The sequence below is a fragment of the Burkholderia sp. Ax-1724 genome (assembly GCF_011752995.1).
GTDB lineage: Bacteria > Pseudomonadota > Gammaproteobacteria > Burkholderiales > Burkholderiaceae > Paraburkholderia.
The window spans coordinates 235,493-262,141 of record NZ_VWWL01000010.1; the positions used below are offsets into that span (position 1 = coordinate 235,493).

The 26,649-nt window shown below is 61.5% G+C and carries 26 protein-coding genes; 10 read left to right on the forward strand and 16 right to left on the reverse strand.

Going from position 1 to position 26,649, the window contains the following annotated elements:
• Positions 1-56: 56 nt before the first annotated feature.
• The 7 genes from F3J19_RS14350 to F3J19_RS14380 all read left to right on the forward strand — a co-directional run bounded on the left by F3J19_RS14350 (position 57) and on the right by F3J19_RS14380 (position 6,595).
• Positions 57-1,508 (forward strand): MmgE/PrpD family protein, encoded by a 1,452-nt coding sequence (locus F3J19_RS14350; protein WP_167042366.1) that lies wholly within the window; start codon positions 57-59, stop codon positions 1,506-1,508.
• A 12-nt stretch (positions 1,509-1,520) separates the two neighbouring features.
• Entirely contained in the window at positions 1,521-2,789 is a 1,269-nt protein-coding gene (locus F3J19_RS14355) for an FAD-dependent oxidoreductase (RefSeq protein ID WP_167042368.1), read from the forward strand.
• Between the two features lie 15 nt (positions 2,790-2,804).
• Positions 2,805-3,110: a non-heme iron oxygenase ferredoxin subunit gene (locus tag F3J19_RS14360; RefSeq protein ID WP_167042370.1), complete on the forward strand. Its 306-nt coding sequence runs from the start codon at positions 2,805-2,807 to the stop codon at positions 3,108-3,110.
• 6 nt (positions 3,111-3,116) lie between these two features.
• Positions 3,117-3,878, forward strand: coding sequence for an SDR family oxidoreductase (locus F3J19_RS14365; protein ID WP_205192856.1), 762 nt, complete (start codon positions 3,117-3,119; stop codon positions 3,876-3,878).
• Between the two features lie 37 nt (positions 3,879-3,915).
• Positions 3,916-5,244, forward strand: coding sequence for a Rieske 2Fe-2S domain-containing protein (locus F3J19_RS14370; protein WP_167042372.1), 1,329 nt, complete (start codon positions 3,916-3,918; stop codon positions 5,242-5,244).
• A 48-nt stretch (positions 5,245-5,292) separates the two neighbouring features.
• Positions 5,293-5,817: an aromatic-ring-hydroxylating dioxygenase subunit beta gene (locus F3J19_RS14375; RefSeq protein WP_167042374.1), complete on the forward strand. Its 525-nt coding sequence runs from the start codon at positions 5,293-5,295 to the stop codon at positions 5,815-5,817.
• A gap of 268 nt (positions 5,818-6,085) precedes the next feature.
• Positions 6,086-6,595, forward strand: a complete 510-nt coding sequence (locus tag F3J19_RS14380; protein WP_167042376.1) for a MarR family transcriptional regulator — start codon at positions 6,086-6,088, stop codon at positions 6,593-6,595.
• A 31-nt stretch (positions 6,596-6,626) separates the two neighbouring features.
• Here the strand turns inward: F3J19_RS14380 and F3J19_RS14385 are convergent, their stop codons facing one another.
• The 6 genes from F3J19_RS14385 to F3J19_RS14410 all read right to left on the reverse strand — a co-directional run bounded on the left by F3J19_RS14385 (position 6,627) and on the right by F3J19_RS14410 (position 12,505).
• A complete protein-coding gene (locus F3J19_RS14385) occupies positions 6,627-7,778 on the reverse strand; it encodes a mandelate racemase/muconate lactonizing enzyme family protein (protein ID WP_167042378.1) in 1,152 nt (383 codons plus the stop codon).
• A gap of 47 nt (positions 7,779-7,825) precedes the next feature.
• Positions 7,826-8,524: an RraA family protein gene (locus tag F3J19_RS14390; RefSeq protein WP_167042380.1), complete on the reverse strand. Its 699-nt coding sequence runs from the start codon at positions 8,522-8,524 to the stop codon at positions 7,826-7,828.
• A gap of 38 nt (positions 8,525-8,562) precedes the next feature.
• Positions 8,563-9,762, reverse strand: coding sequence for a CaiB/BaiF CoA-transferase family protein (locus F3J19_RS14395; protein ID WP_167042382.1), 1,200 nt, complete (start codon positions 9,760-9,762; stop codon positions 8,563-8,565).
• 96 nt (positions 9,763-9,858) lie between these two features.
• The gene (locus tag F3J19_RS14400; RefSeq protein ID WP_167042384.1) at positions 9,859-10,677 is read right to left on the reverse strand and encodes an enoyl-CoA hydratase/isomerase family protein; all 819 of its coding nucleotides are present in this window, start codon (positions 10,675-10,677) and stop codon (positions 9,859-9,861) included.
• Positions 10,587-11,471, reverse strand: coding sequence for an amidohydrolase family protein (locus F3J19_RS14405; RefSeq protein ID WP_167042386.1), 885 nt, complete (start codon positions 11,469-11,471; stop codon positions 10,587-10,589). Before F3J19_RS14405 ends, F3J19_RS14400 begins: the two co-directional genes overlap by 91 nt.
• Positions 11,471-12,505, reverse strand: coding sequence for an NAD(P)-dependent oxidoreductase (locus F3J19_RS14410; protein ID WP_167042388.1), 1,035 nt, complete (start codon positions 12,503-12,505; stop codon positions 11,471-11,473). The genes F3J19_RS14405 and F3J19_RS14410 overlap by 1 nt, the downstream gene beginning before the upstream one ends.
• Before the next feature lie 196 nt (positions 12,506-12,701).
• On the opposite strand from F3J19_RS14410, the gene F3J19_RS14415 reads away from it, so the two are divergent.
• Entirely contained in the window at positions 12,702-13,646 is a 945-nt protein-coding gene (locus F3J19_RS14415; RefSeq protein ID WP_167042390.1) for a 2-hydroxyacid dehydrogenase, read from the forward strand.
• Between the two features lie 133 nt (positions 13,647-13,779).
• Here the strand turns inward: F3J19_RS14415 and F3J19_RS14420 are convergent, their stop codons facing one another.
• From F3J19_RS14420 to F3J19_RS32630, 3 genes are all read right to left on the reverse strand, one after another.
• A complete protein-coding gene (locus tag F3J19_RS14420) occupies positions 13,780-14,868 on the reverse strand; it encodes a porin (protein WP_167042392.1) in 1,089 nt (362 codons plus the stop codon).
• Positions 14,869-15,012: 144 nt separating this feature from the next.
• Positions 15,013-16,248: an MFS transporter gene (locus F3J19_RS14425; protein ID WP_167042394.1), complete on the reverse strand. Its 1,236-nt coding sequence runs from the start codon at positions 16,246-16,248 to the stop codon at positions 15,013-15,015.
• A gap of 919 nt (positions 16,249-17,167) precedes the next feature.
• On the reverse strand, positions 17,168-17,806 hold the full coding sequence (locus tag F3J19_RS32630; RefSeq protein WP_345891032.1) for an FCD domain-containing protein: 639 nt from the start codon (positions 17,804-17,806) through the stop codon (positions 17,168-17,170).
• Here F3J19_RS32630 and F3J19_RS32635 point away from each other — a divergent pair.
• Positions 17,765-18,034 carry a hypothetical protein gene (locus F3J19_RS32635; RefSeq protein ID WP_240158941.1) on the forward strand — a complete coding sequence of 90 codons (270 nt, stop codon included), beginning with the start codon at positions 17,765-17,767 and terminating at the stop codon, positions 18,032-18,034. The genes F3J19_RS32630 and F3J19_RS32635 overlap by 42 nt on opposite strands.
• A gap of 327 nt (positions 18,035-18,361) precedes the next feature.
• Here F3J19_RS32635 and F3J19_RS14435 read toward each other — a convergent pair whose 3' ends face one another.
• The 6 genes from F3J19_RS14435 to argS form a co-directional block, all read right to left on the reverse strand.
• Positions 18,362-19,948: an ABC transporter substrate-binding protein gene (locus F3J19_RS14435; RefSeq protein ID WP_167042398.1), complete on the reverse strand. Its 1,587-nt coding sequence runs from the start codon at positions 19,946-19,948 to the stop codon at positions 18,362-18,364.
• A 325-nt stretch (positions 19,949-20,273) separates the two neighbouring features.
• Positions 20,274-21,092: a helical backbone metal receptor gene (locus tag F3J19_RS14440; RefSeq protein WP_167042400.1), complete on the reverse strand. Its 819-nt coding sequence runs from the start codon at positions 21,090-21,092 to the stop codon at positions 20,274-20,276.
• Between the two features lie 3 nt (positions 21,093-21,095).
• Complete coding sequence (locus F3J19_RS14445; RefSeq protein ID WP_167042402.1) at positions 21,096-21,869, reverse strand: SDR family oxidoreductase; 774 nt, start codon at positions 21,867-21,869, stop codon at positions 21,096-21,098.
• 14 nt (positions 21,870-21,883) lie between these two features.
• Complete coding sequence (locus F3J19_RS14450; protein WP_167042404.1) at positions 21,884-22,522, reverse strand: thiol:disulfide interchange protein DsbA/DsbL; 639 nt, start codon at positions 22,520-22,522, stop codon at positions 21,884-21,886.
• Between the two features lie 167 nt (positions 22,523-22,689).
• Positions 22,690-23,505, reverse strand: a complete 816-nt coding sequence (locus tag F3J19_RS14455) for an SPOR domain-containing protein (protein ID WP_167042406.1) — start codon at positions 23,503-23,505, stop codon at positions 22,690-22,692.
• 60 nt (positions 23,506-23,565) lie between these two features.
• Complete coding sequence (gene argS, locus F3J19_RS14460; protein WP_167042408.1) at positions 23,566-25,356, reverse strand: arginine--tRNA ligase; 1,791 nt, start codon at positions 25,354-25,356, stop codon at positions 23,566-23,568.
• A gap of 449 nt (positions 25,357-25,805) precedes the next feature.
• Here argS and F3J19_RS14465 point away from each other — a divergent pair, with 449 nt between their 5' ends.
• A complete protein-coding gene (locus tag F3J19_RS14465; protein WP_167042410.1) occupies positions 25,806-26,132 on the forward strand; it encodes a DUF1840 domain-containing protein in 327 nt (108 codons plus the stop codon).
• Between the two features lie 154 nt (positions 26,133-26,286).
• On the opposite strand, the gene F3J19_RS14470 is transcribed toward F3J19_RS14465, so the two are convergent.
• On the reverse strand, positions 26,287-26,496 hold the full coding sequence (locus F3J19_RS14470; RefSeq protein WP_167042413.1) for an acid-shock protein: 210 nt from the start codon (positions 26,494-26,496) through the stop codon (positions 26,287-26,289).
• Positions 26,497-26,649 lie beyond the last annotated feature (153 nt).

Genomic DNA, 26,649 nt, shown 5'->3' on the forward strand with positions numbered 1-26,649 from the left:
AATTGTTAGCATGCTACCTTAATAAAGGTAGTGCACTAACTCACATGGAGCAACTTATGGCTGGCAATACCATGAAGGAAGATCGACTGCTTACCGCTTTCGCTAAATTTGCGACCCAGGTGTCGGGCGACCTCGATGCGGAGTCGACCCAGGCGGCGAAGTCGGCGCTCGTCGACGCGCTGGCAGTCTCGCTCGGCGCCTTGCCTCATCCCCCGGCGCAGCGCGCCCGCAAGTACGCCGCGCTGTTCGATGTTCCGCAAGGCGTCACTATCTGGGGCAGCGGTCAGCGCACGAACGTCGAAGCCGCAACGCTGGTCAACGGCGTTCCGCTGCGCGGATACGACTACAACGACTTCTATTTCGGCAAGGCCGCCGGGCATCCGAGCGACATCATTCCCGGTCTGCTGGCGCTCGCCGAATCGCGCGGCCATACCGGCAAGCAGGTTCTGACGGCGCTGGCAGTCGGGTACGACGTCTGTATCAGCCTGTTCGATACGTTCGACATCGATTCGAACGGCTGGGACTACCCGATGCTGGTGACGATTGCCGCGGTCTGCGCGTTCTCCCGCCTCGTCGGTCTTTCGGAAGCGGCTGCGCGCGAGGCCATCGCGATTGCGGTCGTATCGAACTACGTGAGCGACGAATCGGAATCGCACGAACTGAATGCTCGCGGCGATCTGACCATGTGGAAGCGTTTCAACGGCAGCGACGCGATCCGCCATGCGGTCTATTCGGTTCTGCTCGCGGAAGTCGGTGTCGAGGGCGTGGTGCGCCCGTTCGAGGGCCGCAGCGGTTTGCTGGCGAAAATCAGGACGCCGGACGATGTGATTCAACGCCTGTTCGATCGGCTCGATCCGTCGAAGCCGCTCAAGCGTGTCACCGAAGTGCGCTACAAGCGCTGGCCGGTGGGTTCGCGCGGCCAGAGCGCCATTCAGTCGGCCATCAGCCTCGCGGGCAAGATCGAGGACATGGCTTCGGCGCAAAGCGTGACCGTGTACACCGACGAAATGGTCTATGACCATCTGGTCCGTCGCCGTTCGGACCCGTGGCATCCGTTCTCGCGCGAGACGGCCGACCATTCGCTGCCGTATATCGTGACTGCCGCGCTGCTCGAAGGCCAGATCAAGCTGGAAAGCTTCGACGTCGAACGCGTTATCGATCCGGCGCGGCAGACGTTCCTCAACGAGAAGGTCAAAGTCGAGGTCGATCCCGCGCTTTGCTTGGGCTCGGCAGGCGGCTTCATCACGCGCGTCGAAGTGACGGATGCGAGCGGCAAGGTGCATAAGGGCGACGCCCGGCCGCATCCGGGCCACCCGCTGCAGCCGCTGACCCGCGAAGACATGGAAGCGAAGTTCTACGAGAACGTGGACCCGATCTTCGGTCACGCACATTCGCAGAACGTGCTGCATGCAATCTGGAGCTTCGATACCCATCCGAACGTCAAGGACCTGGTCGGGCTGCTGGTTCATCCGAATCCGGAAAGCCTGAAGACGGCGGAAGTGGCGTAAGAGGGCAAAACCATGCGGCGGGACGTGCGTGTAACTGTAATTGGAGCTGGACAGGCTGCTGCCCGATGTATCTCGACGATGCGCCATGCGGGGTTCGACGGTGGCATTACGTTAATCGGCGAGGAGACCCATTTACCTTACGAACGCCCGCCGCTGTCGAAAGAAGCGCTCTTTGGCGAGACCGGCTTCAAAGCGCCTTACGTACTGGACGACAGTTTCTACGGCGACCATGAAGTGGATATCGAGCTTGGCAAGCGTGTCGAGGCGATCGATCCCGGGTCCGGTGCTGTCGACCTCGGGAACGGGTTGCGGATCAAGTCCGATCGCATTCTGATCGCGACAGGCTCGCGTGCCCGGACTGTTTCCATTCCGGGTGTGGCGCCCGAGCGGATTCTGTCGCTTAGGAATATTGAAGACGCGAAGCGCTTGAAGCCGTTGCTCGATGGCCGCAACAGGGTTGTGCTGATCGGTGGTGGATTCATCGGGCTGGAGATTGCCGCGGGTGCGATTCGCCGGGGTTGCGCGGTGACGGTCATCGAAGCGCGGCCACGGCTCATCGAGCGAGCCGTCAGTCCGCACGTATCGACGCACTTGCAACGCCTGCACGCGGATAACGGCGTGAAGTTCAGGTTCGGCGTAACGATCGTTTCGGGACGACAGGGCGCGACCGAAACCGAGTTGATGCTGAGCGACGGCACTTCGGTCGTGGCGGATGTCATCGTCGCCGGTGTCGGGGCGTTGCCTAATTCAGAGCTGGCGGACGCGGCCGGGATCAGGTGTACGAACGGAATCAGCGTGGATAAAAACTGCCGGACCTCAGCCGGGATCGTATGGGCTGCGGGGGATGTCGCCACGCGCGTTCATCCCTGGTTCGGAAAGGACATGCGCCTGGAATCCTGGGAGAGTGCGGAGAACCAGGCCCGGATTGCAGGACTCTCGATTGTGGCCAGCTTTGTCGGCACGCATGCCGCCGAAGGCGAAGAAGAACCTCCACCGTGGTTCTGGAGTGACCAGTACGGACTCAATCTGCAGATCCTCGGTTGCGTTTGCGATTCGGAAAGCTCGGTCAGGCGGATGAGCGACGACGGTGAGAAAGGCACGATTTTTCATTTTCGCGGACGTGACCTGATTGGCGCAGAGCTTATTTCGACAGGCAGAGAGCGTCCATTGGTCAAGAAGCTTCTGCAGACCGGATGGCCGTTGCCCGCGGAGAAACTCGGCGATACCGGCCTGTCCCTGAAAGAACTACTGGCCGCTTCGACGGCGGCCGTTGCGGCCTGATGAGAGGAAAACCCGATGAGCTGGCAAGAAGTCGCAAAGAAATCAGATGTAGAGGAGGGCGAGGCACTCCAGGTGTGTGTCTCCGGGGAGCCCATTGCCATCTACAACGTGGGTGGCACGTTCTTCGCAACGCATGACGTCTGTACGCATGCTCATGCGCATCTGTCAGACGGGTATATCGATGGCGATTGCGTCGAATGTCCTCTGCATGGCGGCGTTTTCCGGATCTCCACGGGTGAGGCGGTTTCGGGCCCGGTACAGAAGCCATTGCGAGTTTTCCCGATCAAGGTCGAAGGCGAATCCATTCTGATTGACGGGTAATCGCGAATGGCTTCGGCTACGGCTCACCGTATGGATCAAGAAAGGAATGTTATGGAATTCGAACGAACCTCCGTTGCAATCATCGGCGCCCATGCGGGCACCGGGCCGGCCGTCGTCCGCGCGTTTGTCGAACAGGGTGCGCGGGTCGCGGTAGGAACGCCGAGTCGGGGCGGAGAGAAAACGCCCTTGTCCGGCACCGTGCAATTCGATGTCGACACGAGCGATGTGGCATCGATCCGTCAATTCTTCGATCGATGCGAGAAAGAGCACGGTCCGGTCGAGATTCTGGTCAACGTCGCTCCGCCGATTGCCTCGGGCAATGCGCTGGATTTCACGCCGGATGAATATCGGGCGGTCGTCGAGCAGGAACTGATCGGGCCGATTCTGTGCATGCAGGAAGGCGCGAGGCGCATGGTGCCACGCGGATTCGGCCGGATCATGTCCTTCATCTCGATGTCCGGAAAGACCGGTGTGCATAAGCACGTTGCGCCGTTCGCGGCGGCCAAAGGCGGCCTCGTCACCTTCTCGCGCACGCTGGCCGCCGAGCTCGCCCCGACCGGGGTAACGGTCAACACGCTGGCGACCGCGCTGTTCGACGTGCAGGTTGCCTCCATGCCGGACGGCGCCGAAGTGGTCAAGGGCATTCCGGTTGGCCGCCCGGGGCGCTCCGAAGAGGCCGCGCACGCTGTTCTGTTTCTCGCTTCCAAAGACGCGGGTTATGTCACCGGAGAGACGCTCAATCTCTCGGGCGGCCGCTTCATGGACTAAACACTTGCGTCCAACGCAAACGAAGGAGTGATCGATCGTGTCTGAAACTCAGTGCGTCAGTGAAAAGATCTGGTTTGCCCAAAGCGAATCTGCTGCCGATACCCACGGCCTCGTCAAGCGGGCACCCAGGACGTTCCGCATTCATACGCGTGCTTATACCGATCCGTCGGTCTTTGCCGCCGAGATGGAGAAAATCTTCAAGAAGACCTGGGTCTTCGTGGCACACGAGTGCCAGATTCCGAATGCCGGCGACTATCAAACCAGTTATATCGGCATGCAGCCGGTGATCGTCAGCCGCGACGCCGAGAACAAGGTGCATGTTCTCGTCAATCGATGCGTGCATCGCGGCGCGGTGATCTGCCGTGATAGCCACGGTCACGGAACGGAATTCAACTGTCCGTACCACGGTTGGGTCTACGGTTTGGACGGCAAGCTGCTTGCCATGTCCGAACGGCGCGAGGCGGGCGGGTACTCGGATGACTTTGCTGCTCCCGAGGGGCTGATGCGTCTGCGTGTCGAGACCTATCGCGGTTTCATTTTCGCGAGCTTCAATCCGGACGTTCAACCGCTCGAAGAGTACCTGGGCCGCGCCAAGGGCGTCATCGACCGCAAGCTCGACATGTCGCCGGTTGGCGAGATCGACTTCGTTTCGCGTCCGTATGTGAGCCGCTATCAGGGCAACTGGAAGTTCCAGGCCGAGAATATCGTCGACGAATACCACTTCATGCATACGCATAAGGCGTTCGTTCAGCTTCAGGCGAAGTACGGTCAGACGACCGGGGACTTCGATGTGCATAAAGGCGGCTCGGCCAAGAAAATGCGCGAGGTGCGGTTCTCCGGCGTGACGTGGGATTGCGAGAACGGTCATGGACTGGTCGAGACGCCGTCCGGAGAGATCGACTCGTATCTGAACGGCGAGTATGGCGACTATTTCCAGGGCATCGTCGACCGGCATGGCGCGCAAACGCTCGCTTCGATGACCGGAAAGCTGTCGGCATCGATCTTCCCGAATCTCGGACTGATTCACAATCAGGTGCGAGTCTGGAGACCGATTGCGCCGGACCTCACCGAAGTGACCATCTATCCCTACGAACTCAAGGGCGCGCCGGCCGGCTACAACGAAGGCATGCTGCGTAGCCAGGAGCGCTTCTACGGCCCGGCGGGTCACGGGCAGGCCGACGACGTGGAAATTTTCGCGCGCAACCAGCAAGGTCTCGCGGGCAGCGCTGTCGAATGGCTCATTCTCGAGCGCGGCGTCGAGACCGACAAGCCGACTGGCGACGGCGACTTCAAGGGCCTGACAACGAGCGAGGCTCCGCAACGCGCTTTGTGGCGCGAGTGGGACAAGTTGATGACCGGCAAGTAGCCGCCCGGCTCAACATCGAATTGAAATGCCAACCTGGAGACTTGTGTCGTGTTCTTTTCCGAAACCATTAGCCTGCAAGAAGAGGCGAGCGTGCGCGGCAGGGTCGAGCAGTTCCTGTATCGGGAAGCTCGCCTGCTGGACGATCTGAAGCTGGATGAATGGCTGACGCTGTTCGCCGAAGACGGGCTGTACTGGATTCCCATTGTCGAGAATGCCCCGATCCAGTCGCAGAGTGCGATCATTTACGACCCGACGTTGCGTCGCGAGGAGCGGGTCTATCACATCCTGCATACGGACTTTCCCGCGCAATCGCCGCGTTCCCGCACGGTCCACTTCATCAGCAACGTCATGGTGGAGAACCGCGAAGAACTGTACAAGGTGTCGTCGAGCCAGATCGTCTACGAGATGCGCAGAGGCGACTTCGGGCAGAAAGGCATTGGCGATATCGTGCCTGTCGTCTCGCAGGTGGATTATGTTCTGCGCGAAGTGAACGGCGAACTTCGGATTGCTGAAAAGAAGGTCCTTCTCATCAATCGCGATACGTGGCAGGGCAATCTGACGTTTATTCTCTGAGCGTGCGTGCCGTCGAGGCTGAAGCGACGGTATCCCGTCTTGCGTTTCCGAACAGGGGCAGCTGCGGGGCTGTCCTTCTTCGTTGGTTTATGTCGCCAGTGAAGTCTCGTTCGCGGCAGCGCGAACGGCATGGAAGGAGTGTGAGCCCGCGATCGGTACGCCTGGAATCATGTGCGAAAATACGCGACATTGTCTGATCGATAGGCCCGGCGGGTGATGTCCCCCAGCGCCGGTTCAGCGAATTCCGACGTTTCACGACCTGAGCCACATGTACAAAGACCCTAAATCACGTCTTATCAAAATGTATGACCGTCCTGGTTTTCTCCTGCGACGTGCCTACCAGATATCGTCGGGCGTTTTTGAGCAGGAGTGTCGGGAGTTGTCGTTAACTCCCGCTCAGTTTGCGGTTTTGTCGGTACTCGCGGCCACGCCGGGCATCGATCAGGCCCGCCTGTCCAGGTGTCTTGGATTCGACAAGGTCACGGTGATGTACGTGCTGCGCGGTCTCGTCGAAAGAGGATTGATGACCCGGGATACTGGCACCGGCCGGGGGCGTCGAATCGCGCTGGCGCTGACCAAAAAGGGCGTTGCCTTACTCGAAGAAGCCCAGGCTCCCACCGAGCATGCTTCGGCGTCGCTCATGGATTGTTTTACGGAAACTCAGCAGAAGCAGTTCATCAAGCTGCTCAAGATATTGACGACCTCGTTAGAGGATCGGGCGCGTGCACCGTTGATCATGCCGGAGTTTCCAGCGGACGAGAGCGTCGTACAGGAATAAAGCTCTCGCCGGCCGCACGTTATCGTTTGATTTAGCGCTCGATTTCCGGACTGGCCAGAGCCGGCGCAATGCCGGCAAAACCCGCATACTGCCGCAGAAGCGATTCATCCAGATCGAGTCCCAGCCCCGGGGCATCCGGCAGTGCGATGAAGCCGTTTTCGGGAATCAACTGAGCCGGGCAAATCTTCGTTGCAAAATCGGCGAACGGCAGATAGTACTCGGTCAACGTAAAGTTCGGCATGACTGCTGCGGCATGCACGGTCGCATTGAGCGCGATCGTGGTCGAATTGAAGTTGTGAGGCGAGATGGCGACATAGTGGGGTTCCGCCATCGCTGCGATTTCCTTCAGCTCGAGAATGCCGCCGACGTTGCAGATGTCCGGATTCAGAATATCGGCGGCCCGACGCTCGAGCACCGGCTGGAATGCGGCTTTGCCGTAGAGCGTTTCGCCCGTCACGACCGGAATGCCGACCTTGCTGCGAACTTCCGCGAGTGCGTCGACGTTCTCGGCCCAACACGGTTCTTCGTACCAGTACAGATCGAACGGTTCCAACTGACGCCCGAGACGGCTTGCCGATCCCGCGTTGAGGCGTCTGAGCATGTCGAGCAGGATATCGACCTTGGGGCCGACCGCGTCTCGAACCGCGCGAATCACGGAAACGACGTGATGTTCATGCTCCCGCGGTACGTACGTTCTCCAGGTGCCCGGTAGCGGCGACAGCTTGATGGCGGTGAAGCCCTTCTCGACGACTGCCGCGGCCGCCTCGCCATACTCTTCGGGCGTCTTGCAGTGATCGCTCCAGCCGTTCGCATAGACGCGAATCTTCTCGCGGCATTTGCCGCCGAGCAGGTTATAAACCGGCTGCCCGCAGGCTTTGCCGACGATATCCCACATCGCCTGCTCGATGGCGCTCTGCGCGCAATAGAGTTCGAACGAGCTACGCCGCTGAGCGAAATCGTCCTGGACGATTTGAGTGAAATGCTTGATGTTGAATGGACTGCGGCCGAGGCATGCCGTGCCGAGTTCATCGATCTGGGCGACGATTGCCCGATCGCGTCCGCGTAACGTATACGCCTCGCCCCAGCCGTGGATGCCGGCATCGGTCAATACCTTGACGAAAATCCAGGTCCGGCTGCGGAAGCCGGGATCAACGGTATAGCATTGAATCGAAGAGATCTTCATGTTCCGGAGTAGGAGGAGTCAGTCGGAAAGGGATGCCTCGAATCGACTCAAATGGGCAGGCCTTTTGCTCTCAGAACCGCGTCGAAGCGTTCCGGGTCGGACGTTCCCGTGCGATTCGATTCCCGTATGGCGTCCTCGCGTTTCAGATGCTCGAGCGTCTTGCGCAGAATGCGCTCGGCGTCGTTGGCCGGTACTGCAACCACGCCATCCGCATCGCCCACGACGATATCGCCGGGAAGAACGGCCAGGCCGCCGCAGACCACGGGAATATTGATTTCTCCGGGACCGTCTTTGCTCGGTCCGCGACTCGTGTGGCCGCGCGCATAGCAAGGCATGCCTTCTTCGGCCCACTCGACGAGATCGCGAACGGCGCCGTCGATGACGAGACCCGCGAGACCCTTCGCGATGCAGGTGGTGCGCATCAGGCCGCCGACGAGCGCCTGAGTGATGTCGGCGCCGCCGTCGATGACCAGCACGTCGCCACGTTCCACGAGCATCAACGCCTTGTGGATCATGAGATTGTCGCCGGGCCTCACACGGACGGTGACCGCCGGACCGCACATGCTCACGTCGAGGCCGCTATGGTATTGCCGCAGCCCGTACGTCCCCACGTTTCTGCTCATGGCGTCGCCAATGGCCGCGGTGGGAAGTGCCTTGAATGCTTCGATGATGTCCTTGCCGACCGACGGCACACGGGGATTGATACGGTAGCCGGCGGGCCAGTCAAGATTCGCGCTTTGAGTCATTTCGATATCTCCAGTTTTTTGCAGTCGTCATTCACGCTTCAGATGGCTTTCGCTGTTCTGAGCCGTTCGATGCGATCATCATCCAAACCGAGTTCGTGCAGGATGTCAACGGTGTCGGCGCCCAGGGTTCGCGGCGGAAAATCGACCGAGGGATCGTTCCCGTCGATCTTCACGCCGGTCCGCACCAGATGCAGGTCACGATCGACGCCGGGCACGTTCCTGAATTCGCCGACCATGCCGCGTTCCGCAATCTGCGGTTGGGCAAGCGCCTGCGACACCAGGTAGACGGGCCCGGACGGAACGTCGACGTCGTTGAGCAGATCGCACCACTCATCCGCTCCGCGGGCGGCGAGGGCCTGTTCCAGTTCATCACGAAGTTCGTAGCGGTTCTTCAGGCGGGCATGACGTTCATGGAAACGCTCGTCCGTATAGAGGTCCGGACGTCCTACGGTCCTGCAAAGCGCTTCGAACTGTTCCTGCTTGTTGGCGGAGATATTCAGCAGGCCGCTACCGGTCTTGAAGGCACCCGACGGGCTGGCCGTAATGTTCTCGTTGCCCATCGGCGCGGGTTCTTTTTTTGCAATGAGCATGTTCGACATGGCCCAACCCATCGAGACCATGGTCGACGCCAGCATGGAGACATCCAGGTACGTACCGCCCGTTCGATCGGGTTGTGCCAGCGCGGCCGCCACCGCAAATGCCGCGGTCAGACCGCCGACCGTGTCGGCAACGGGATAGCCGACCCGGTAAGGTGCCGTGTCGGGCGCCCCGGTGATGCTCATCACGCCCGACATACCCTGGATGATCTGGTCGTAAGCCGGACGCGCCGCGAGAGGACCGTCCTGCCCAAACCCGGTGATCGCGCAGTAAACCAGACGCGGATTGACTTCGAGAAGATCCTTATAGCCGATGCCCAACCGGTCCATTACGCCCGGACGAAAGTTCTCGACCACGACATGGGCGCTTTTGACGAGCGTGCGGAAGATCTCCTTTCCCTCAGGGTGCTTGAAGTCGATCGTGACCGAGCGCTTGCCGGCATTCTGGGCGAGATAGGAGATGCCCATGCCTCGCTTGACGAGTTCGGGATCGGCGCCGAGTTGACGGGCAAGATCGCCGCCTTTCGGATTTTCTACCTTGATGACTTCCGCGCCGAAGTGCGCCAACTGATGGCAGCAGAAGGGACCTGACAGCACGTTGGTCAGATCGAGTACGCGAAAGCCTTTAAGAGGAAATGACATGATGAATATTCTCTGCAGATTATCAGGAGTCCAATGCTGCGCGAATTCAGCGGCGACTTCTCGACCGGGCGCTTTCGAAGTCAATTGACTGACGTTTTACGGAGTAGCGATGCGGCTCTTGATGCGTGCCGCGACGTCCTGTCCGTAATTCAGCGCGGCACGCCAATCCGTCGTAAATTCAGGGAGTTTTGCAAGCGCATACTTGGTCTCGTTCAGGACCTGGCGATCGAATTGGCCGATCTTGCCGGCCAACTCTCGCACGCGCGAATCGAGGTTCCCGGCGGGAACCACTTCATTGAGCAGCCCCCATGAAAGGGCAAGCTCGGCGTCGACCGGTTCCGTGTTGAAAAGCATCCATCCGAGACGCTTCCGGTTGAGTCCGGACAAATGACTGGTGGCTGCCGACATGCTCGCAAACGCCGCGGATTTCAGTTCGGGCAGCCCGAATCGGGCATGTTCGCTGCCGACGGCCAGATCGCAAGCGTTCACGAGATTGACGCCGTAACCGAGCGCAAGCCCGTTGACTGCCGCGATCACCACGCCGGGAAATTCGCGGATCGCCATGGCCAGATCGATGCCTTCCTGACCGGCGGTGTCCTGCCGGCCTTCGGCGAGAAATTGTGCGCGCTCCTTGATGTCCGCGCCGCAGCAGAACCACTGATCCGAGCCGGTGATGACGACCGCGTTGACGTGTCCCGCAAGCGTTTCCAGCGCGGCTAACAGGTCAAGACGCGCGGACTGGTTCATCGCATTGCGCTTCTCCGCGCGGTCGATACGCAGATGAGCCCAGGTTTCGTGTTTCGACACGACGATATAGGACATGCTTACCGCTCCTGTGAACCGCTTGAAAAGCCATACAGCGCGATCGGGTTGTCGACCAGAACTTTTCGGATCAATGCACTGTTCGGCGCCCATTCGCCGAGAAGATCGAGCAGGCGGGCATCGTTCGGCATTGGTTTTTCGCCGACCATGGCAGCGGGATGGGGCCAATCCGTTCCCCAAACGACGCGCTCGGGAGCGGACGTCAGCCATTCGGTCACCATGCGGCCGGTATCCGCATAAGAGGGCGCACCATCGAGGCTATCGTGATAGGCGCCGGAGAGCTTCATCCACGTCTTGCCTTTGTCGACGAGCCGGCGCAATACCGCGAATACTTCGTGGGATAGGCCGGCCGGTTGAGGGACGCGGCCGAGATGGTCGATCACGACAGGCACCGGGAGAGCCGCGAGATATTTTTCGAGCTGAACGTACGCGGCGCCGAGCGTGTGTACCTGAACGTGCCAACCTAGGGGTTCGATACGGCGAGCAAGCGCTTCGAGCTGATCGATGTTGGCGCCAGCGGGCCGCGAAAGATTGAATCGAATGCCGCGAACGCCGGCGTCGTGCATTGCACGAATGTCCGCGTCGGGCGTTCGGGAATCGATAACCGCCACACCGCGAGCGTTGTCGCCGAACTGTTTCAGTGCGTCGACCAGACAGCGGTTGTCCGTGCCATAGCTGGACGGCTGCACGATGACGCTGCGGAAAATTCCGAGTCGCTTCTGCAGGATTCGATATTGAGCGACTGTTGCATCCGCGGGGCGCAAGCTCGTTTCCGGGTCGTAAGGGAAGCGATTGTCGTAGATATGATGATGACAATCGACGCTCAAGGGCGGCACTGACAGCGTGGCCGGCTCATCTCCCGCGGTCCATGTCGGAAGATGGGTCATCACGATTCCTTCTTCTGAATGGCGGCGCCCGGGTTGATGCCGATCCGTTCGAGACGGTAGGCACTTTCCAGATTGACCGAGCCGGGCGGAATCTCTCTTGCGGCCAGCGCGGAGATCTGTCGAACCGTATCCATCGTTTGGTGTTCGCGCGCTTCGGCGGTCATGCCGCCAACGTGCGGCATCGCGACCACGTCCGGACGTCCGATAAAACGCGACGATGGCTTCTGGTCGGCGGCGCGACCGACGTCGAGACCTGCGCCACGCAAATGACCCCGATCCAACGCCGCTTCGAGCGCATCTTCGTCGACGAGCTGGCCGCGAGAGAGATTGAGGAAGCTCGCCCCTTGCTTCATACGATCAAAGGCCGATGCGTTAAACAGATTCTCGGTTTGTGGCGTTGCGGCGGCTAGACATACGACGAAGTCGGAAGTGGACAGCACTTCGTCGAAACTGGCGGCCATATTGCCGAGCTTCGTCGGGTCCGCGAATGGATCGGATACTTTTACGGTCATGCCGAGTTGGCTTGCGAGCGCGGCGAGGCGAGCACCGATGACGCCGAACCCCACGATTCCGATGGTCGATGTACTGACTTGCAGACCTTTGGCAAGCGCGGGTTCTTCTCCGAGCGCATAGGCATGCCGCGCACGGGATACGCCACGCGCAAGATCGAAGATCATCGCGAGTGCCAACTCGGATACCGCCGTACCAAACCCGGCGCTGGCTCGGGTCACGAGAATGCCGCGCTCGCTTGCGGCGGGAATATCGACCGTGCTGATATCGACCGCGGCCCGGCAGAAAGCGATCAGGTCCGGCGATGCTTTGAACGTCTCCGACAAACCATGTGACGAGCGGTGAGCGAGGATGATCTGGCAGCCTTGCGCCGCTTCGGCGAGTTCTATCCCTTGAAGCACGCGGCCCGTGCCGTTCATGACGACTTCGACAACGCTTCTGAGTTTTTCAAGTCCGGCCGCGCTGTAGTAGCTCGCAAGCTCATAGTCCGTGTATGTAAGGAAAGCCTTAAGTCTGCCCGTCATGACTGATCATCCTCCAAAGTAAATGCGCTGTTCCGGTATGGCGTAGCCGCGGATCGCAACTGCTCCGGAATCCGGACTACATCGTCATCACGCAATCGATAGGTGCATACGTTCTGATTAGGTAGTATGCTAACACTGAGAGAGAAATGTGGGTACATTTAGATCGTCTTTCTTTAACCAACCAGAGGTCTTCGCTATGGCACATCGATTGCTAATTCCCCAAGGTGCATTGCTTCCGGCGCTTCAGGCGCGTCTGGAGAAAAAGTACGACGCTCGCATTCTCCCCGCGGCGGCGCAGGATCAGGAGAGTTTCCTCAAGGCTGAAGGCGAAGGTATCGAGGCTCTCGCAACCAATCCGAAATTCGGGGCGCGCGCCCCGCTTCTGGATGCACTCCCGAATCTCAAGGTCGTGTCGAGTCTCGGAGTGGGTCTGGATGGACTGGACCTGGAATTGCTGCGCAAGCGCGATATCGCCGTCGGTTATACGCCGGAAGTACTCAACGATTGCGTGGCAGATATTGCATTCGCACTGCTGTTGGACGTCGCTCGCGGCATCACGAAAGCCGATGCGTTTGTGCGTCGTGGTGACTGGTATAAGGGCGGTTTCCCCATGACCACGCGTGTTTCGGGAAAACGCCTCGGTATCATTGGCATGGGGCGCATTGGTTCGGTGATCGCGCGCCGGGCGCTCGGCTTCGACATGGAGGTTCGCTATCACAATCGCCGCCCGGTCGAAGGAAGCCAATTTCAATACGCTTCAACACCCGTCGAACTGGCTGAGTGGGCGGACTTTCTCGTGCTGGCAAGTGCTGGCGGCGCCGCGACGAATAAGCTCGTATCGACTGACGTGCTGAATGCGCTCGGGCCGAAGGGTTATTTGATCAACGTTTCGCGTGGCTCGGTGGTCGACGAAAAGGTACTCATTGAATACCTTCGCGACGCGCGCATTGCAGGCGCGGGTCTCGACGTGTTCGAGCAGGAGCCGGGCGTGTCCGCCGAACTGGCAAGCCTCGAGAATGTCGTGCTGACTCCCCATGTGGCGAGCAATACGGTCGAGACTCGCGCCGCGATGATGCAACGCGCAGAAGACAATCTCGATGCGTTCTTCGCGGGTAAAGGCGTGGTCAGTTCCGCGCTGTAAGTTGCGGTTTAGGTCTGGAAAATATGACGCAGGAACAATGGCCCAGGATTGGGCCATTTTTCTTTCTCCAGAAAAAAGCGGGTTCGAATTTTCGGATTCGAACCCGCCAACGGCACGACTGCCGAACGCTGCCTCAGAAGCGCGTGATCATACCTAGTACAAAGGACGTCACGCTACCGCCGGGTTTGGTGGGCAGTCCCGCTCCTTGTGCGCCCGCCATCGAGAATGTCGCGCTGCTGCCATTGCGGACATGTCCTGCGCCGACATAGACGCCGGTTCTTTTCGACAGGGAGTAGTCGTAGCGAATCGCGTAGGTGGTGGAGTCCCCGGAACTATCGCCGAGTCGCTTGTATTGACCGAAGTCGAGCAGGAACACGCCAGGACCAATATGGCGGATCAGCACGGACAAATCATAGAAGTTGTTATTCGGGTTCTGGAATGTCGCCGTGCTGGCACCGGCCACGTTCTGACCACCGCGATGAGTCTGGAAGATGATGGAGGGTTGAATCCAGTCAAAGTCGTACATCATCGCTGCCATCACATAATTGCCCTGGATGGTCGTCGTACCCGCGGTCACGGGAGTCGTCGTGGCTGCACTTTGTTGAAGGTAGTTCAAGTCGGCGGAGAACTGGCCAAGACGATAAGCCAGACCTACGGAAACCGTTCTACCCAGCGACGCGGGAAGCGTCGGATCGCCATTCGAACCGTTGGAATAGCTGGCGCGCAACGTCAGTCCGGCAAATGTCGGCGAGTTGTACCGTATGGCATTGCTGTTTCGCGTCGTCCCGACAAAGAAGTAGTTGTTCGATGCATTGCCCCAGCCGAAGGTGGAGAGGGGACCCTGAGCAAACGTGATCAAGGTCGTAAAGAAAGGCGTGTAATTCAATCCGAACTGGATTTGACCAAAGGGTCCGTTCAAGCCGACCCACGCTTCGCGACCGAAAAGATTCCCCGAACCCGCAATGGATCCCGTGGTGGGATTGAAGCCATTTTCGAGCTTGAACAGGGCCTTGTAGCCGCCCCCGAGGTCTTCAGAACCCAACATTCCCCAAACCGATGGAGCCACATTGCTGCTATCGAGTCGGGTTGCACTGCTACCGGCGGCATTCCCCGTCTGGAGCGATACATCGGCTCGGCCATAGAGCGTGACAGAACTTTGCGACCATGCAGGAAGGCTGGCGCAGCAGGGTACCAGGCTGCAGGCCAGAATCCATTTCTTCATGACAATCTCCAAATATATTATGAGTAGTTCTACTAATGGAAAAGTGTGTTCTTGTTTAATTTATACGGGCGTTACTCTTTCCAATCGGGGAGCGAGAAGCGCGAAATCAGCTCAGTGCGTGAAGGCGTGCGCCGCCGCTTTTCGTCAGGCGGTGGCAGGCTTGTGGCGCAAGAAACAAAGAATGATCGCTCCACAAAGCGGGCCGGCTGCGAGCGTGTCGATGGCAAGGGAGAACGAGTGGGTACTTCCGTACACGGCACCGACTGCCATTGGCGCGATTACGCTGCCGAGTTGCCACACGGCATTGGTGAGGCCAGATGCGGCGCCCGCGGCCTTCGTACCGGATGCCTCGGTGAGAAGCACATAGAGCAGCGGCGTATAACCGAAGGCGGCTGCTCCGAGAATCGGCGCAACGAGGTAGAACATGGTTTCCGTCGTGCAGCGGCCAAACACGACCAGAAGCGCGGAGAAGCAGAGGAGACAGACGATGGGCAGATACTTGCCGGAACCGTGCCCGAGGAAGTCTCTGAACCAGCCGAGCAGCGGCTTCGAGATCATCGCGCCAATACCGAACGCTGCCAGGATCGCTCCCGACGTAATGGGCGAAAGGCCGTACTGCTTGGTCATCAATGCGTTCCCCCAGGCGCCGAATCCGACGGTCGCCCAGAATCCCGCGAAGCCGGCAAGGGCGACCAGGATGAGATTTCGATTCATCAGCAGTTCGCGCACTTCGCTTCGTGTGATCGACGGCGTCTTCGTTTTCGTCGGACTATCGCGAAGCATTGCGAAGCAAACGAGACCCCAGACGAAGGTCACGATACCCAGCAGATGAAACGCGCTGGACCATCCGAAGTTCTTCGTAATCGTAGGAACGGTCGCGTTGCTCACTACAACGGCAAGAGACGTTGCCGTGCCGTAGATACCCATTGCGAGGCCGCGCTCGCGGTCGAACCAACTGGCGATGATCTTCATTCCCGCGGCATAGTCCGCGCCGGCGGTCACGCCCATCACGATCTGCAGTGCAATGCCTGTCATGAGCGAATTGGCGTAACCGAAAGCAAAGGTCGATAGTCCAAGCGGCAGAAGTGCAAAAGTGAGGGTGCGTCTTGCCCCGATGGTATCCGTCAGCAAACCTCCTGCTACGTTCGCAACGACGTACCCCACATAAAACGCGGTCACGAATGCTCCCAGCATCCCGACCGAGAGCCCGAGGCTCTGGCCCACCGAGGCCGCAACGCTGCTCCACGCGACGCGGTCTACATAACTGAGCATGAACGCCATCCAGGCGGCAAACAGTATCGCCCAGCGGTATTTCGGCGGTGAATCTGTCCTTGGTTGAGCTTCAGCATCGAATCGCGCAGTGAGGTTGCCTGTTTCCATGTGTACTCCGAGACATTGGGGAATTGAACGCTTTCAAATAGCTTCTGCGGCGTGTCCTGCCAACTTCGACGAGTGGCAGTGGACATCGTGTGCGGCGGGTGAAAAATGGATGCACTTTTCATGTTGCAAGTACACTTTTTCAAAAACAACATGTCAACAGAAACTTTGAAGTGGATACATTTTTTGGAGGGCATAGGAGATCGACAGGCTAGAAAACTGATTTCTCCAGAAAAGCGATATGCATCTATTTGATATTGTTTTTAAAGGGGAAATTAATTTTTTGACATGAGGATTTTCACCGTCAGACCACCATGAATGGCCCGATTAGGTATTTTCCCGGGGATGACTTCTATAGACCGTCGCGGCTCGATTGTTCGAGTGATACACGATAAATGTATGCAGAATTCGAGGCAGGTCGGTTTTTAATGTGGGTGCAGTGTCGATGCGAAAAGTGACCGGCATGGCGTTCGCGTGTACTGATTCGAGCGGCTCGTTGAGCCTCGTCAGAGCGTAAGCCGGTCGTAATTTAGCAGGCGATGCTTCAGGGTGCTTTATGCGTAGCTGGCGAGCCTGGTGAATTGGCTACTCACCAAATCGTATGGTGCGCACCGAAGCGGACGACGTATCCAGTGGGAGTCAGCGAAACGTGAAATTGCGTGAGGGTGATCGGCATGGCGGCGAGAGACGGGCGGCGAATGCGTGACGACCAGGGTTGGGGCCCCTGGTGTTGCAGCCCTGGATGGAGACCGTATCGATGACGGTCGAACGGGAGAAATCCGCCGATGCCGCGCGGAAGATCAATACGGCTCGGCCACCGAGAGGCGTGTCCGCTACAAGCCAAAGCCAGGCTACGCCCCTTGTCGCGTTCCACAGCGCAATGCATCCGCCGTCGGCGCCGGCGGTATGCTTGCGCCTCGGCTCAGGTCCGTGTCCGCTTCCGGGCCGTAGAGCGCGCGGGCAAACCGGCACCCACGACGAACGACGCGCTTGTCGAATCCGCGGCTGCCGTACCGGCCTGAAGCGTCAACTTCAAGGCCTGGCGAATCGCGCGTGGTTCATAGCTGGGATCGATACTGGCGATGACCCCCAAAGCATTCCGCGCGAGCTGGCGGCTTGCCGCATGAACGGCCTGGTCGGCGGAACCCTCTTCGAAGGCGATCACCACGTCGCGGTGCTCCTCTTCCGACGCCAGCCAGGACTGCGGCGCCGAGCGCATATGCAAACGCCGCGCTCGCTCCGAACGCGACCAGCAATTGTCGATCGAATCCTTGATGATCGGTCCCGCATGCATGACGAGCATCCGGTGAAAGTCGATATGCAGATGCTCCCACTCGTCCTGCGTGCCATCGTGCAGAGGCGAGCGATCGTTCATCTGATCGAGATGCGCTGTCAATGCCGAAATCTCGTCGGCGGACATCAGCGGCACGGTGAGCGCTATACCCAGCGACTGCATGAGAATCCAGGTCGCGTAGACCGAATCGACTTCCTGCGACGTGACCTTGGTAACCCGAGTCCGATGCTGGAACTGCGCATCGACGAGATTCTCGGCCTGAAGCATCCGCAATGCTTCGCGAACCGGCGTGCGGCTTACGCCATACCGCCTGGCAATATGGACCTGATTCAGAATGTCGCCGGGAGCGAGTTCGCCGCTCAGGATGTCGCGTCTGACACGCCGGTAGACATCGTGCAGATCACCTTCCGTCGGGAGCTTTTGCTTGGCCGTTTCGCCATGGATCGGCTCGGGCTCCAATACCAGGGGAGGTGTTTTTTCGGCCCTCAACGCTGAATTTGCGCGCGCTTTGCTCACGTGTACACAGTCCGATTGGTTTGGCATGCCTGGCTGGATGCCCGGTACGCGGCGACACTGTACGTCCCGACAAGATGAGGATGGGTTGCCTGCGTCTCCTGTGCGCCTCTTCGCCGACGGTATCGACGACAGCCGCCTGATCGATTATAACGCCCGCCGATACCGCCGAAACGGCGGCAGGGACAGATCCGGCGCGGCACATGCCGGCGGGGTCGGAGCGTCCCGCATCAAGCCGAAACGCGGCAATAAAAAAGCCGGCCCATGAAGGCCGGCTTCCCCGTTGCCGCTTTCAGCCGCGCGACGAAATCACTGCACCGCCACGGCCCCGAAATTCTGCCGCCCGAATGGACTCACGCGATAACCGCTCACGTTCGTCCGCGTGATCGCTGCGGCAGTCGGATAGCCAAGCGGAATCCACAGCGCTTCGTCGTGGATGATCTGCTGCGCGGCTTCATACGCTTTCGTGCGCTTCGCGATATCGGACGTGGCCTTGCCGTCGGCGATCAGCTTGTCGAGATCCTGATCGCAGAAGCGCGCGAAGTTGATGCCCGACTTCACCGCGTTGCAGCTAAAGAGCGGCGACAGATAGTTGTCCGGGTCGCCGTTGTCGCCCGCCCAGCCCATGAACAGCGAATCGTGCTGCCCTTGCTTGGCTTGCTTGATGAGCTCGCCCCATTCGATCACTTTCACGTCCGCTTTCACGCCGATCTTCGCGAAGTCGGCCTGCAACAGTTCGGCGCCGGCCTTCGGATTCGGGTTCAGCACACTGCCGTTCGGCCGCACCCAGATCGTCGTTTCGAAGCCGTTCGGATAGCCCGCGTCGGCGAGCAGCTTCTTCGCTCTCGCCGGATCGTACGGCCAGCCCTTGATCGAGTGGTTGTAGCTCCACGTGTTCGGCGGATACGGATTCACGGCCGGTGTCGCGGTGTTGTCGAACACCGTTTTCAGATACGTCGTGCGGTCGAACGCCATGTTCAGCGCGGCGCGCACCTTCTGGTTGTCGAGCGGCTTCTTCTGCGTGTTCAGCGCGACGAAGGCCGTCATGAACGCGGGCGTTTCGACGATCGCGAGCGATTTGTCCTGCTTCGCCTCGGCGAGATCCTGCGGCTTCGGCGACAGCGCGATCTGGCATTCGCCCGCCTTCACCTTCTGCGCGCGCACGGTCGCATCGGGCGTGATCGCGTAGATCAGGCGGTCGATCTTCGGCTTCGGCCCCCAGTAGGTCGGGTTCACGTCGTAGCGGATCACCGCGTCTTTCGTGTAGCTCTTCAGCACGAACGGGCCGGTGCCGATCGGCTTCGCGTTCAGGTCGACTTCCTTGCCGGCCTTGTGCAGCTGGTCCGCGTATTCGGCCGAATAGATCGACGCGAAGCCCATCGTCAGGATCGAGATGAAGGTCGCATCGGGCGCGTTGAGTTCGAACTTGACGGTGTTGTCGTCCACCTTGCTGACCGACTTGATGAGCTTCGGCAGGCCCATCGACTGCGCATGCGGAAAGCCGCTCGCGCCTGCGACCTTGTGCCACGGGTTGTTGTCGTCGAGCATGCGGTCGAACGTGAAGACCACGTCGTCGGCGTTCAGCGCGCGCGTGGGCTTGAAGTAGTCGGTGGTCTGGAACTGCACGTTCGGGCGCAGATGGAACGTGTAGGTAAGGCCGTCGGGACTCACTTCCCATTTATCTGCGAGCGCGGGGACGACCTTCTTCGCGGCTTCGTCGAACGAGACCAGCGAGTTGAAGATCACGTCGGCCGAGGCATTGGTCGTGACGAGCGAGTTGAACTGCACGACGTCGAAGCCGTCGGGGCTCGATTCGGTGCAGACGGTCAGCGGTTTGGCGAGCACGAGCGCGGGCGCCGTGAGCAGTAGGGCGGCTGCGAGCAGTTTAAAGCGCATAGGATCTCCGATGACGAGCGCAGTCAGGCAGTGCGTCTGGTTGTGTTTATGCGGTGACGCGGGATGGGCGCGGGCGTCGCCACGATTGTGATACGTTCCCGGCGCTGCCCTCAAGTGCCTCGGACCGGGCGATTCCGGGCTCTGGGGCTCCGAAGCCTTGCCTTGCTGGCGGCGCGCCTTCGCGAAAGCTTATCGAAGGGGCCGGATGGCGACAACAACTTAATCCACATATTCATATGGGGCCGGGGGCTGGTGCGGTGTGCCTGAACGTGCCGCACGTACCGCGACGCGTGGGGCCAGGCTCAGGCAGGCAATCCGCCAACGCTCAAGCCGCCGCCGCATGGCGCAGCAGATAGCCGATGCCGTCGATCGCCCTCACGCCGTACCACGACGTCATCTCGCCGTCGATCAACTCGATGCGCTTGCCGGCGAGGCGCGGATCGCGCGCGAGCGCATCGCGATGCGCGGACGTGAAGCGATACGGCTCGCTCGATAGCAGCACGCGGTCGACCTCGCCGAGCCACGGCGCGTCGTCGAAATCGAGCGCGGGATAACGCGCCGCGCCCGCGCTGCCGCCTTGCACGTCGGGCAGCGTGTGCCAGTTCACGAGCCGCAGCGTCGCGGCGATGTAGGTGTCGCGCGCGACGCTCATCCACGGTTCGCGCCAGATCAGGTACAGCACGTTTTGCGCGGCGAAGCTGCCCGCGGCGGCTTCCCGTAGACGCGCTTCGAGCGCGCCGGCAAGGTGCCGCGCTTCTTCTTCGCGCCCGAAGATCGCGCCGAGCAGGGCGTAGAGCGCGAGGTTGTCGCGCGGTGTTTGCGGATGGGTGACGACGATGTGCGGCACGAACGCGCGCAATTGCTCGACGGTGCCGCGCTCGTTTTCGTCGATATTGACGATCAGGTGGGTCGGGCGCAGCGCGCGGATCGCGTCGAGCCTGACGGTCTTGGTGCCGCCGACTTTCGGCACCGCGCGCACCTTGTCGCGCGGATGCACGCAAAAGCCGGTGCGCCCGACGATCTGTTGCTCGAGGCCGAGCGCGAACAGCGTTTCGGTGAGGCTCGGCACGAGCGAGACGATGCGCGCAGCGGCGCCCGCTGGAGTGTGCGCGACGCCGGCTGCATCGACCGCACGGGTTGGCATGCGCTACTCGGCGGCGGCGCGCGGCTTGCGCGGCGCGCGTTCGAACACGCGGTCGTAGAGCCAGCGCGGCAGCACGTGCAGCAGCATCGCTACCACGCGCATCTGCCACGGAAACACCGCGAACGAGGTTTGCCGCTCGACCGCCCGCGCGACCTTTGCCGCGAAACGGTCCGCGTTCATCAGAAACGGCATCGAGTACGGGTTGTGCTCGGTCATCGGCGTGCGGATGTAGCCGGGCGCGATCGTGACGACGCCGACGCCCTGCGGTCGCATTTCGACGCGCAACGCTTCGAGATACTTCAGCGCCGCCGACTTCGACGCGCTATACGCGCCCGAACCCGGCAAGCCGCGCACGCCCGCGACGCTGGCAATGCCGACCAGCGTGCCGCGCCGCTCGGCCGCCATCGCGGCGGCGAACGGCTCGAACGTGGCGACCATGCCGAAGTAGTTGATGTCCATCACTTCGCGGAACGTGCGCAGATCGCCGTGACCGGTCAGCGCGCCGCGGCTGATGCCGGCGTTGGCGATCACGACATCGGGCTGGCCGTGTTGCGCGATGAACTGCGCGGCCGCTTCGGCGAGCGCTTCCGAGTCGCGCACGTCGACGGGATAGATCGAGACGGTGTTGTGGGGATGGGACTGCCGGAAGGCGGCGAGCGCGTCGCCGCGGCGGGCGACGAGGCCGAGAATGGCGCCGCGCCGGGCATATTCGCCGGCGAGCGCGAGGCCGATGCCGCTCGAAGCGCCGGTAATGAAAACCTTCAGCGGTGAAGTCATTCCGGCGCCCGTGATTACATCTTCTTCGCGCGGACTTGCGAGACGAGATAGTCGAGCACCTGGGTCGTGCCCGGCAGGCTGTTGGTCGCGGCCGGACCGGTTTCATACTTGCCCTGCACCGCGAGCGTCGGCACGCCGTCGATCTTGTAGTCGTCGAGCAGCTTCTTGTCCTTCTGCAGCGCGCTTTGCGTCGAGAACGAGTTGTACGCGTCCATGTACTTCTTCGGATCGACGCCGAGCTTCGAGAGGAATTTGACCTGGTCTTCCGGCGTCAGCAGATAGTCCTTGTTGACGTGGATTTCGTTGAAGACCTTCGGCGTCAGTTCGTTGGCGAGACCGAGCGCGTCGAGCGCGTGGAACATCTTCGAATGCGGGATGAAGTCGTCGCGGAAGGCGACCGGCACGCGGCGGAACACGACGTCCGGACCCTGCTTCTTGACCCATGCTTCGAGGAACGGGTTGAATTCATTGCAGTGCGGGCAGCCGTACCAGAAGAACTCGGTGACTTCGATCTTGCCGGCCGGCACGTCGGTCGGCTGCGGCGAGGCCAGCACTGTGTAGTCCTTGCCGGCGACCGGCGCGGCCGGCGACGCGTGCGCCGTGGCGGCGACGAGTCCCAGCGAGAGAAACAGAATGCTCAGCAGTTTTTTCATTTGAGTTGACCCAGGTAGGCGGTAGAGCGGTGACGCTGCGCAAATGCCCGTCACCGTTATGCGGATTCGGCGTGGCCGCTATCTTATGCGACGCGGCCATCGTGCTTGTGACACGCGCCGCGCGCCGATAGTTCGGCGGCGGCGCGTGGGCCGGCGTTACGGTGTGTTCATTGCTTGGTGAAGCGGATCACCGCGGTATCGACACCGGCGTCCGACAGACGCTGGCGGCTCGAATTCATGTCCTCGAACTTCGCGAACGGCCCGATGCGCACACGGTAGTAGGTCACCCCGCCCGCGTCGCGCTGCGTCACCTTCGACTCGAAGCCCTGGAACGCGAGGCGTGCGCGCTGCTGTTCGGCGTCGGCGGCGGTCTTGTACGCGCCCACCTGCAGGAAGTAGCCGGTGTTCGCGTCACCCGGGGCCGGCGCGGCGGTCGAACCCGCCTTGGTGTTCGCGGTGCTCGTGGTGTTCGCGCTCTTCGGCGCGGAGCCTGCCGCCGTCGCGGCCGGCGTGCCCGCTGCCTGCGGTTTTTTCACGGGCGCCGGTGCGGCGATCTCGCCGCCGCCGTTGTCCTGCGCGGGCTTCGGCGCGACCGCGGTGCCGTTCGCATTGCCGGCCGACGGCGGCACTTCGACGATCTGCGGCTCTTCGAGCATGCCCGACTGGGTCTGCGCATTGGTCTGACCCGGCGCGGTGTTGGGCGGCGCCGGTTGCGCGGCCTGCGGCACCGGCTGGCCCGGCGTCTTGCCTTGCAGCGGACGGTTCGGGTCGTATTGCGCCTGGCTCGCGCCGTTGTCGGTCGCGGCCGGCGGCGCGACCTTCGAGACGAACGGGGTCGGCGCACGGGTGATATACAGCGCCACCACGACCGCGATCGCCAGGCCGACGATCAGGCCCAGCACGATACCGAGAAACGTGCCCCCGGTTTGCTTCGACTGCTTTGTTGTGCGGCGTGGTTTTGCCATCGTACGAATCACCTGCAAAAAGAATCCAGGAACGGCCGTCGATTATAACGACGGCCGCATACATGTTGCGCCGGGGAGTTACATCTTGACGGGGACGGAGACACCGATCGTCGCGAGACCGTTGGCGAGCACCTGGCGCGTGGCCGCGAGCAGCGCGACGCGTGCGTTGCGTTCGGCCGCATCGTCGACCAGCACGCGCTCGGCCCGGTCATTGTAGAACGAGTGGAATTCTCCGGCGAGGTCGCGCAGGTAGAACGCGACCGCGTGCGGCGCGAGTTCGTCGGCGGCGTGTTGCAGCATGTCCGGGAACTCGGCGAGCTTGTTGAGCAGCGCCATCGCGCGTTCGCTCGCGAGCGGCGCGAGGTCGACGCTCGCGAGCGCGCTCTCGTCGAGGCCGTAGCGCGCGTTGCACTCGGCGATCACCGAGCAGATGCGCGCATGCGCGTACTGCACGTAGTGGACCGGGTTCTCGTCGTTCTGCTTCAGCGCGAGGTCGATGTCGAACACGAATTCGGTGTCGGCCTTGCGCGAGATCAGGAAGAAGCGCACCGCGTCGCGGCCGCGGCGAATCGTTTCCTCGTCGATCAGATCGACAGCCGCTTCCGAGCCCGGCGTCGCGCCGCCCGACCATTCGATCAGGTCGCGCACCGTCACGTAGCTGCCCGCGCGCTTGGAGATTTTCACCTCTTCGCCGTTGCGCATGACCGTGACCATCTTGTGCAGGATGTAGTCGGGGTAACCCTTCGGAATGCCGATGCCGAGACCCTGCAGGCCCGCGCGCACCCGTGCGATCGTGCCGTGGTGGTCCGAGCCCTGCACGTTGATGACCTTCGTGAAGCCGCGTTCCCACTTCGCGACGTGATAGGCGACGTCCGGCACGAAGTACGTGTAGGTGCCGTCGGTCTTGCGCATCACGCGGTCCTTGTCGTCGCCGTCGTCGGTGGTGCGCAGCCACAGCGCGCCTTCCTGCTCGTAGGTCTTGCCCGCGGCGATCAGCGCGTCGACCGTTTTCTCGACGCGGCCTTCGGTGTACAGCGACGATTCCAGGTAGTACTGGTCGAACTTCACGCCGAATGCCTGCAGGTCCATGTCCTGCTCGCGGCGCAGATACGTCACTGCGAAGCGGCGGATCGCCTCGAGGTCTTCGACGTCGCCCGCGCCGGTGACGGGTGCGCCGTCGCTCGCCTCGACCGTGACGCCGTTCAGGTAATCCTTCGCGATGTCGGCGATGTACTCGCCGTTGTAGGCCGACGCGGGCCAGCCGGCGTCGCCGGGGGCGAGGCCGCGCGCGCGCGCCTGGGTCGACAGCGCGAGCGTGTGGATCTGCACGCCGGCGTCGTTGTAGTAGAACTCGCGATGCACGTCCCAGCCCTGCGAGGTCAGCACGTTGGCGAGCGCGTCGCCGAGCGCGGCCTGGCGGCCGTGGCCGACGTGCAGCGGGCCGGTCGGGTTGGCCGACACGAACTCGATCAGCACGTGCTTGCCGGCGTCGCGCCGCGAGCGGCCGTAGGCGTCCTGCTCGGCGAACACAGCGGCGATCACGCCCTGTTTGGCCTGGGCCGTGAGACGCAGGTTGATGAAGCCGGGGCCCGCCACTTCGGCGGTCTCGACGAGGCCCCTGGCTTGCGGGTGCGCAAGCAGCGCGTCGACGATCTGTTGCGCGAGCTGGCGCGGATTGGCGCGCAGCGGCTTGGCGAGCTGCATCGCCACGTTGCACGCGACGTCGCCGTGCGCGGCGACTTTCGGGCGCTCCAGCGCGATGGCGGGCGGGACGAACGTGGCTTCGGTCGCGCCTTGCGTGGCAGTCGCGACCTGGTTCACCGTCTCGGCGAGCAGGGTTTCGAGTGTGTGTTTATGTGCGGGCAGCATGCGTGTTGCGAGTCCAGTGAGGCAATCCGGTAAGGCGGAAGAGGCGCCGGCCGCGGCCGGTGTCGGCCGCATGGAAGGCGCGGCGGCAAGTGACGCGGCGCTCATGTCGACCGCCGGCGGCGGCTTGACCCGTGGCGTAACCGCGGGGGGTATCCGCGATGCGGTGGGTCACGCGCGGCGGCTCGCCGTCGAGTTGTCGAGCGTGGCACGGGCGTTGCGGCTCGTCGCCTGGCCACCCCGGCCACGCGCTTGCGCAGGCTCGTCGCGCTTCGTTGCACGCGGCGCCGGGCGGCGCGCTTTTCCGTTCAGACGGATTTTAGCAGGTGCTAATATGTTCAATGAGATGCCTGTCACGGGCCGAGGCCGCCGCGCCCGCACGGCGAGCCCACGTGAGGCGCGTGTTGGTGCCGCTCGCGCGTCAACTCCATATAACGACAAAGGGAACAGTTATGTTGATTACTTTCAAATGCCACGCCAGCCCTGACGTGATGATGCTCGAAAATCTCGCCCAGTATCTCGTCGGCATTGTCGGCAAACGCCTTGGGGAGCGGGGCGTCATCACTCACGAGGAGCTGGGTAGCGCGATCGAGAAGCTTGAAGCGGCGATCACGTTCGACAAGCAGGAGCGCGCCGAGCACGATGGCCATTTCCACGAGCACGAGGACGGCCACGAGCATCACGAGATTCCGCCGGGACTCGCGCAGCGCGCGTATCCGTTCCTCGACATGCTGCGCGCGGCGCAAAAAGAAGACGCGGACATCGTTTGGGGGCTTTGATTCGAGCTGCCAGGTGAACAGGGCGGCGGTGGCTGCTGCGAATGGCGCGGCGGCACAGATTGCCGCCCGCAACAAAAAGAGCCCGCTCGATGCGGGCTCTTTGCCATTCCCCGGTTCCGAAGCGGGGCTGCCTGCTGTTTGCCGCTGCGGCCGCCTACTGGCTCGCGGACTCAGCCGGTGCGGCTGCCGATGCCGCCGCGCCTTTCTTCTTCTTGCTCTTCTTCGGCTTCTTCACGTGTTTCTCTGTAGGCGGCGAGTACGAACTGACCGCGCTCGAGCCACCCGGCGCGGCCGGCTGCGCGAGCGCCACGGAAGCGCCCGCGGCCAGCGAAACGGCAGTCAATAACAGCGTCAGCTTCTTCATGCGATTTTCTCCGTTGACGGTTGCAATCTGGATGAGCCGGCGCGTTTTGGCCGCGCCTGACAGGGTGAAAGCCGACTCAGTCTACAAAGCCGAAAATTCGGCGGGCGGAAATATTCAGCCTTTCGGGGCCGATATAGTGGGGGCGCCGCACCG

Excerpts from the sequence above, each read along its gene's own strand:
- F3J19_RS14350 (WP_167042366.1), top strand. The coding sequence starts at position 57 with ATGGCTGGCAATACCATGAAGGAAGATCGACTGCTTACCGCTTTCGCT.
- F3J19_RS14355 (WP_167042368.1), top strand. The coding sequence starts at position 1,521 with ATGCGGCGGGACGTGCGTGTAACTGTAATTGGAGCTGGACAGGCTGCT.
- F3J19_RS14360 (WP_167042370.1), top strand. The coding sequence starts at position 2,805 with ATGAGCTGGCAAGAAGTCGCAAAGAAATCAGATGTAGAGGAGGGCGAG.
- F3J19_RS14365 (WP_205192856.1), top strand. The coding sequence starts at position 3,117 with ATGGCTTCGGCTACGGCTCACCGTATGGATCAAGAAAGGAATGTTATG.
- F3J19_RS14380 (WP_167042376.1), top strand. The coding sequence starts at position 6,086 with ATGTACAAAGACCCTAAATCACGTCTTATCAAAATGTATGACCGTCCT.
- F3J19_RS14385 (WP_167042378.1), bottom strand. The coding sequence starts at position 7,778 with ATGAAGATCTCTTCGATTCAATGCTATACCGTTGATCCCGGCTTCCGC.
- F3J19_RS14390 (WP_167042380.1), bottom strand. The coding sequence starts at position 8,524 with ATGACTCAAAGCGCGAATCTTGACTGGCCCGCCGGCTACCGTATCAAT.
- F3J19_RS14395 (WP_167042382.1), bottom strand. The coding sequence starts at position 9,762 with ATGTCATTTCCTCTTAAAGGCTTTCGCGTACTCGATCTGACCAACGTG.
- F3J19_RS14400 (WP_167042384.1), bottom strand. The coding sequence starts at position 10,677 with ATGGGCGCCGAACAGTGCATTGATCCGAAAAGTTCTGGTCGACAACCC.
- F3J19_RS14405 (WP_167042386.1), bottom strand. The coding sequence starts at position 11,471 with ATGACCCATCTTCCGACATGGACCGCGGGAGATGAGCCGGCCACGCTG.
- F3J19_RS14410 (WP_167042388.1), bottom strand. The coding sequence starts at position 12,505 with ATGACGGGCAGACTTAAGGCTTTCCTTACATACACGGACTATGAGCTT.
- F3J19_RS14415 (WP_167042390.1), top strand. The coding sequence starts at position 12,702 with ATGGCACATCGATTGCTAATTCCCCAAGGTGCATTGCTTCCGGCGCTT.
- F3J19_RS14420 (WP_167042392.1), bottom strand. The coding sequence starts at position 14,868 with ATGAAGAAATGGATTCTGGCCTGCAGCCTGGTACCCTGCTGCGCCAGC.
- F3J19_RS14425 (WP_167042394.1), bottom strand. The coding sequence starts at position 16,248 with ATGGAAACAGGCAACCTCACTGCGCGATTCGATGCTGAAGCTCAACCA.
- F3J19_RS32635 (WP_240158941.1), top strand. The coding sequence starts at position 17,765 with ATGCTGGAACTGCGCATCGACGAGATTCTCGGCCTGAAGCATCCGCAA.
- F3J19_RS32630 (WP_345891032.1), bottom strand. The coding sequence starts at position 17,806 with ATGCTTCAGGCCGAGAATCTCGTCGATGCGCAGTTCCAGCATCGGACT.
- F3J19_RS14435 (WP_167042398.1), bottom strand. The coding sequence starts at position 19,948 with ATGCGCTTTAAACTGCTCGCAGCCGCCCTACTGCTCACGGCGCCCGCG.
- F3J19_RS14440 (WP_167042400.1), bottom strand. The coding sequence starts at position 21,092 with ATGCCAACCCGTGCGGTCGATGCAGCCGGCGTCGCGCACACTCCAGCG.
- F3J19_RS14445 (WP_167042402.1), bottom strand. The coding sequence starts at position 21,869 with ATGACTTCACCGCTGAAGGTTTTCATTACCGGCGCTTCGAGCGGCATC.
- F3J19_RS14450 (WP_167042404.1), bottom strand. The coding sequence starts at position 22,522 with ATGAAAAAACTGCTGAGCATTCTGTTTCTCTCGCTGGGACTCGTCGCC.
- argS (WP_167042408.1), bottom strand. The coding sequence starts at position 25,356 with ATGCTGCCCGCACATAAACACACACTCGAAACCCTGCTCGCCGAGACG.
- F3J19_RS14465 (WP_167042410.1), top strand. The coding sequence starts at position 25,806 with ATGTTGATTACTTTCAAATGCCACGCCAGCCCTGACGTGATGATGCTC.
- F3J19_RS14470 (WP_167042413.1), bottom strand. The coding sequence starts at position 26,496 with ATGAAGAAGCTGACGCTGTTATTGACTGCCGTTTCGCTGGCCGCGGGC.